General features: G+C 57.0%; 2 protein-coding genes and 1 pseudogene. 2 read left to right on the plus strand and 1 reads right to left on the minus strand.

Going from position 1 to position 6,837, the window contains the following annotated elements; all coding sequences use genetic code 11:
• A pseudogene (locus Q0478_RS05125) lies at window positions 1–3,377 on the minus strand (hypothetical protein); the annotation flags it as partial.
• A gap of 615 nt (window positions 3,378–3,992) precedes the next feature.
• Between Q0478_RS05125 and Q0478_RS05130 the strand changes: the two are divergent.
• Together Q0478_RS05130 and Q0478_RS05135 are read left to right on the plus strand one after the other, a co-directional pair.
• Window positions 3,993–5,300, plus strand: a complete 1,308-nt coding sequence (locus tag Q0478_RS05130; protein ID WP_298676845.1) for an insulinase family protein — start codon at window positions 3,993–3,995, stop codon at window positions 5,298–5,300.
• Complete coding sequence (locus Q0478_RS05135; RefSeq protein WP_298676847.1) at window positions 5,293–6,669, plus strand: insulinase family protein; 1,377 nt, start codon at window positions 5,293–5,295, stop codon at window positions 6,667–6,669. The genes Q0478_RS05130 and Q0478_RS05135 overlap by 8 nt, the downstream gene beginning before the upstream one ends.
• Window positions 6,670–6,837: the final 168 nt, after the last annotated feature.

Genomic DNA, 6,837 nt, shown 5'->3' on the forward strand with positions numbered 1-6,837 from the left:
TCAACCACCGAGCGCTGGCTGCGCACCCCTTCGGCTGTATAATCCACATCTACCTCGCGGCCATCATCATAGCTCACACGGTAATCCACCCGCGTGACCCCATCGGCGGCATAGGTCGTGGTGTGGCTGCTCCAGGCGTGGGCATCTTGCGCATCAACCACCGAGCGCTGGCTGCGCACCCCTTCGGCTGTATAATCCACATCTACCTCGCGGCCATCATCATAGCTCACGCGGTAGTCCTCTCGGGTGGTTCCATCAGCAGCGTAAACCACCGTCAGACCGCTCCAGGGGCGTGTGTCGCCCGTATCGAGGACCGTGCGGGAGACAAGCGCAGCTGTGTCGGGCGCAACGACACGAATGATCGTGTCAGCGCCGTGCTGCGCGATCTCGGCCTGCGCCCCGTCACTGTAAAGCATTTGTTCGATACCCCTCAGACGGTCTGTTCCCTGCGCGCCTGAAAGGTCTGTGACTGTGATCTCCCCATCCTCATTGGCAAAGACAAAGCGGTCGGCCCCACCTTGCAAGACAAACACATCAAACCCGCTTCCACCGTCAATTGTATCCGCCCCCGCACTGCCTGTGATGCGGTCATGGCCATCCCCGGCCAAAACCAGATCGGCCTGATCTGAAAGCCGGTCGCCATCCACATCCTGATAGGCCAGGTTGATCTCATCCGCCCCTGCGGTGCCGGCAACGACCCCGTCCGGAAACAGGGTTTGCGCCAGATCGCCAAGCGACAGAACAAGACCCCCATCAAAGTGCAGCTCCACCAGCTCCTGGGCATTGCCGTCCAGATAAACATCCTCAAATGTCAGCGTGCTCTCTGTTGCATCCGGGTTTTTCACAGTCAAAACCAGATCGGCCTCAGATTGCCAACGGCTGACAGTTTGCGGCATGATCCCCGCCCCAAACACCACATGAAACTGCGGGGAATCGGAGAGTTGCCCCTGCAACACCTCCGCCCACGTAAACCCAGAAGACGCCTCTGCAGAGCCGCCCAAAGGCTGCGCCCTGCTGTCCAGATCCACCCCCAAAAGGAACGCCGCAACGCCCAGGCCGCTCAGCCCCTCCAGCGGCGCATGAGATACCGAACCGCCGCCGGGCGCATAGTGCACCGCCTGCACCGGCAAGGCCTGTATCGCCGACATCCACGGCGCAAGAGCGGCCTGTGCCTCTGACAGGTCCATCCCGGTCAGATCCGGCAGGCTCACAAGATGCCCGGCCACGAAGGCTTCACTCTGGCTATAAAGATCACGCAGCCCGGCCCGCGTCTGCGGAATGTCGCCCGAAAGGCCGGCAATCTGGGCAAAGAGCAGATCCTCAAAATGCGCCCCATGCCCCGCAGTGGGCCAGACCGTGCCAGAAGATGCGCTGCGCACGGCCTGTGGCACGCCATCTGCCACCAGTTCCAAAACCATCGCTGCCAAGTTACCGGACGCGCCGTCAGCAAGCTGGTAGCTCTGGCCATGATCCAGATAGGTGTTGCGCAGGGTCACTGCGCTGTCAGCCTGCCCCAAGCTGTCAGAAATGGCTTCGAGCACCACAACATCCAAATCGCCGTCCTGGTCCACATCGCGCAGCACGGCCATCTCGCTCAAACCGGTGTTGAGCGCCACAATCCGGTCACCATACTGAAGGCTCCCCAGCAAGGAGTCATTGTGCACCCGCACACCTGAGGCAATGTAACAATGGGTCTCGCAGACCTCAAAATTATAGGTTTGCCAGCCCGGCGCGCCGGAGCGCAGCTGCGGCAACTGCCCGGCCATGTGAACGACCTGCCCCGCCGCCTGCTCAAAAAGCGCCGCCGTTTGTTGCGAATAGACAATCCGCTCGCCGCGCACCTCAATCGGCACGCCCGCCGCATCTATCAGCTGCGCGCGCCCGCCACCAAGGCGCAGCATATCCCCGATTTTCATATAATCGCCGGTCTGCGTTAAAAACCGGTGTCCCTCTGTCACATAAAGCGGCGCGCGCGGTTCCGGAAAATTCAGCTTGAAAAACATCTCGGTGGTGTTGCGAAACAGCTTGTCAACGCGCGCCGCAACCAGCGCACCTGTGCTGTCATAGGATTGCACCCAGTCGCCAATCGCGATCTCTTCAATGGGTTTGTGGCTACCATCCGCCAGCAGGATCGGGGTCTGAGCGGCAAAGCAGTGGTTGTTGAGCAGCTGAGCGATTTCTTCTTGAGCCTCAGCCTCAAAAGCGGCGGGCGATGGGGTAAACTCTGCAACACCCGTCATCCCCTCAAGCAAGCCAAGCACCTGCGCACTTTGCTCAGCACTCAGCGCCAGATCGGCATGGCCCAACGTGGTAAACGCCGGGCCAAACCAAGCTTCCAACAGGTTTTCAAGGCGCGCCAGCGCAAACTCCAGCCCGGCAAGCTCTGTATCTTCACCATAAATTCCGGAGGCAAATTCGACCGCGCCGCGCAACGCGCCCCAGCTCTGGGCAAGCTCATAGACATTGCTCTCAAACAACACAGGCCCGCCGATAAGCCGCACCAGCGCCGAAAAGGCCGCCTCTGTTGGCGCCTCCCCCAGAACCGTTTGCAAATCAACAAGCTCAGCAAGCCCCGCAAGATTGGAGTTTTGCACCAGCCCAATGATCTCCTCTGGCGTGGTCAGGCCCGCCTCTTCGCCAGCCTGCACGAGGCTTGCCACCATGAGAGAGACCGCCGACACCCCCAAGAGCCCGCCGGCATTGGTGAAATCCATCGCCGTCCAGCTGTCGGCGAGCCTGTGGTTTGAAACCGTGATGTCCGCCAAACCCGCCTGCTTGATCGTGAGATCAAAGCCGTTGTGCGGATTGAGCACAACTTGCGGTGCGCGGGTGAAATCTAAAAAGCCGGCCAGACCCTCAAGCCGGTTATGCGAGTAATCTTCGGCGCGTGCATCCCAAGCCGTGGTCGCCTCCATCAGGAAAGCGTCAAAGCTGTCAAACACGAACAAAACCTTTTGCGGAGCATCTGCTACCAAAGCTTGCGCCAGAAAAACTTTCAGATGATCGAGCTTCTCAAACAGCGCCTGCCCCGCCGCGCTGGCCGGGTGTCCGGCTGCAAGCGCCGCCTCGTGTTCCTCGGAAAAGCGGTCCGTCAGCTGTTGGACAAACGCCAAATACCCGGCATGTGGCGGGCCATAAATTGGGGCAAAGACCCCTGCATCCATGGCGGAAAATTGGGCCATGTCAGAGTCGGGCAAAAAGACCCCGTTGGAGCGGTCGTTGATATCAAAATCAAGATTTGTCGCCGCTGTGGCCTCTTGCAGGAGCGCTTGAAACCTCTCCGAAAGGGCTGCCAGCGGGATCAGGTGAAAGGCGCTGCCCTGACCATTTGGCACAGGCGATGCGCCAACCTGGCCCGACCCTGTGTTCATGTTCATGCTCAACTGATTTGAATCACTGCTCAAATTGAGCGTTCCTGTTTCGCCTGCCATAACTCGTTTACTCCGATTTCACTCAATACCACACCGCTGGCCTGCCCGCGTTTGCTTAACAAACACGGCAATTCAGGGACATTTTTAGGTTTTTTGTCTGCATTTTCCGGCGGGCCAAGACGCACAACACCCCCCCGGCACCGCGGCCAGAGGCCCGCAGGCGTTCCCCGCACAGCCCTTTGCTGCCAGCTGACACACGCTTTTTCACCATCTACAAACTGCTCGTTTTTTTCTCAAAACAGCACGTTCCCAAAACGTGGTAAAGGTTTTTGCCTCCGCTCCCAAAAGCTTTTGCAAAACCGTTGCACCACAGCCCACACGCCAACCGGCGCGCCGCATAACAGAGGAACTGTGGTTATTCACACGCCCTCAAGGACGGGTTTTGCCTCTGATGCGGCCTGGCCCAAATGTGGGCACAGCGCCATGACGCGTCGCGCAAACCCAAGCGAAAGGTGGCTTCCCAACACAATTTGAAGAATGATTGAATGCAAACTTCACTCCTTTACCGGGAAATGATAGGTGGGGTTGCAGGTAAAAAGTTCAAACAAGAGTGCCCGTAGGTTGAAGCAGTTCATCGTGTCTTTGTTGATTGGTTTCTGGGCCTCTATCGCCCAGGCCGACCTGCTGGATCTGTCAGCTCACAGCGCGTTCAAAAGACTTTACGTCATTCCGGAGCCTTCCGCCCGAAACATCGAAATCCTCGTGTCCGTTCCTGTCGGCGAAGTGGACCGGACAGGACCAGAGGGGTTGGCGCACTACCTTGAACATCTCGTCGTCTGGTCTGCCGACAAGGTTCATGGCGAAGGGCTGCGCAACCGCGAGATGAATGCTTGGACGTCGCCCCACTGGACCACCTATTGGAACAGTGGCCCGACCGATGCCCTGGAAAACATGATCCGCAATGCGCGGGCGGTGTTTGAGCCGATCGAGCTTTCCCAAGAGTTTATGTTGACTGAAAGGGATGTCGTCGAGCGGGAGTTTGATCTGCGCTATCGCGACAACCCGACTGCGATCCTCTATCGGGGCGCCTATCACCACCTCTATGGGCAGCACGGTTTGGGGCGTTCTGTTATGGGCACCCCAGAAAGCATTCGCCAAATTACACCGGCTGCCACACTGGCGTTTCACAAAGAACGGTATCGCCCGCAAGATGCCTATGTAGTGATCTATGGTCCAATCACCAAAACAGACATTCTGGTGCAGATAGAACGCCACCTACAGAACCTGGCCCAACCCCGGCCCGTTGCCCGTAGGGTCTTCGCACCGCTGCCAGAGCCACCGGAAAACACTCTGTCGTTGGGCTTGTCAGCGTTAACGCGAGATGAGGTTCTTGTCGTCGGGCAAGCCGCACCACCGGCCGGGTTTTCGCGCCGAAAGCTCTGGTTTTCGATGCTGCTTCTGGCGGATGTTTTGAACTCGACGCAGAAGGGCGGATTGGCAAAACCGCTCTACTTTGACGATTTCGTCGTAACGCATATCAGCGTCCAGTTTTTCCTGTTGCCGTCCGGAGATATTGGCTTTGAAGTGTTCTTTCGTCCAGAAGACGGGGTGTCGCCACAAGAGAGTGCGAAGCGCGTTCACAAGGTTATGCGCGATTTGGCCCGAAACGGTTTGGCCGCTGAAACCTTCAAAGCCATTCAAGATCAAACCCGTGCAGAAGTGCGGCGGCGAGAGACTGCTCAATCCAAGTATCACGCGACCATTGCCCAAAGCAGCATCCTGAATCTCGGCCAAGCGCTTGATGTGAAGAGCTATCACTATGAACTTGGTCAGCCGACAGTGAACGACTTGAACACACTCCTGAAATCAATCGTCCAGAGCCCATTCACGACAACCGCATTCGCGTATCCGGAGACCCGCAATGATTAAATTCATTTTCAAAGTTGTTTGCACATCGCTTAGTCTTGTTGCTTTTGGCATCCAGGCATCTGCCTTCGAACTCCAAACCCACAAAAGTCCGGAGGGGCACGGGTTTTCTATGGTCAGAATGCCCGATGCGACCCAAACTTTCATTCGGTTTGTCTGGCGTGGCGGAAATGGCTTTGTCTCACCCGGCAAGGAAAACATCCAAGAGCTTGGCCCTGTCATGATGGTAAACGGCGGATCCGTTGGGCTTTCTGCCGACGAACTGGTGACGCAGATCAATGCACTGGGCGGTGGCTTGCAGATATATTCAAAACCAGATGCTTTGCACGGCCTGCTGATTGGATCAGACACCAATCTGGTCCATACTGCAAAGCTTCTCAACACCGTGCTGGCCAAACCGGCCTTTGATCCTCGTTGGTTGAGGCGGTTTCAAAGGAGTTATGTTGAAAATGTCACGGCACATTTGAAGACGCCCGCCGGGCAAGCATGGCGCAGTCTGCGCGAGATTACAGTTGGCGACCATCCTCTCAGGCAAGTCTGGAACGCGACGCCGGTAGAAAACCTCACGACGATCACGATTGAGGACATCAAAGAATGGCACCATAGGACAGTGACAGCCGGTGATGTCGGCATATTCGTAGCCGGCAATGCCGACATCGAAGACATTGGCGCCGCGATTGATATCGCCCTTCGCGACCTTCCCAGAACCTCAGGCCGACAAGATTTTCCACCCTTGGTCATGCACTACCCTGCCAAAACGATTTTGATTCATCGCCCCAAGAGTGCGACATCCTACATTCTCGTGGGTGGCCCTGTCCCAAAAACATATGCCGCCAACCAGGAAGCGCGTGAAATCGGCGTGGGCGTCTTGGGGGTCTCAGACCAATCACGTTTGGTCACGGCCATTCGCAAAGAGTTGCGAGCGGCCTATGGCTTCACGGCGTGGATGGATGATTTTTCTCGCGACAATGCGATGTTGTATTTTCAAGGGGAAGTCGAGACCGCCAAGCTTGAAGACGCCTACAAAACGGTTCGAGAAACATATGAAGAATTCCGAAAGGACGGTATTGGTCTCATCGAGTTCCCGTTTGCACAACGCTTGTATAAAAACCGCGCGGCCGGGATGTTGGATCACCCGCGGGGGGTTGCGAACCTCTTGGTTGAAGCTTGGTTAAGTGATCGCAGCCTGAAAGATGGCCTCGCCTATCCGGACCGCGCAGCAAACCTCGCCAGAGATGCGGTAAATCAAGTGATCCATGAGGATTTTCCACCGTTTTCGGATATGTTGAAAATCATTGTCAGCCCGGTTCAGGGTTCTATCAGCGCCGATTGCGTCATTCGCGACTTTTCACAGGCCAAAAACTGCCGCTGATCCATGACCAAGCCCCGACCCGCGCCCCATGGGCACTGCTCATTTCGGTTCACACTTGGAAAGAGTAGATTGACCAGTGGGTTACCAGTCAAGTGGCGGAGACGAAGGGATTCGAACCCTCGAGACCCTTCCGGGCCTACTCCCTTAGCAGGGGAGCGCCTTCGACCA

Origin of the sequence: uncultured Lentibacter sp., from assembly GCF_937123735.1 — a bacterium.
Taxonomy (GTDB): Bacteria; Pseudomonadota; Alphaproteobacteria; order Rhodobacterales; family Rhodobacteraceae; genus Lentibacter.

Coding starts and splice junctions, on each gene's coding strand:
- Q0478_RS05135 (WP_298676847.1), top strand. CDS start 5,293: ATGATTAAATTCATTTTCAAAGTTGTTTGCACATCGCTTAGTCTTGTT.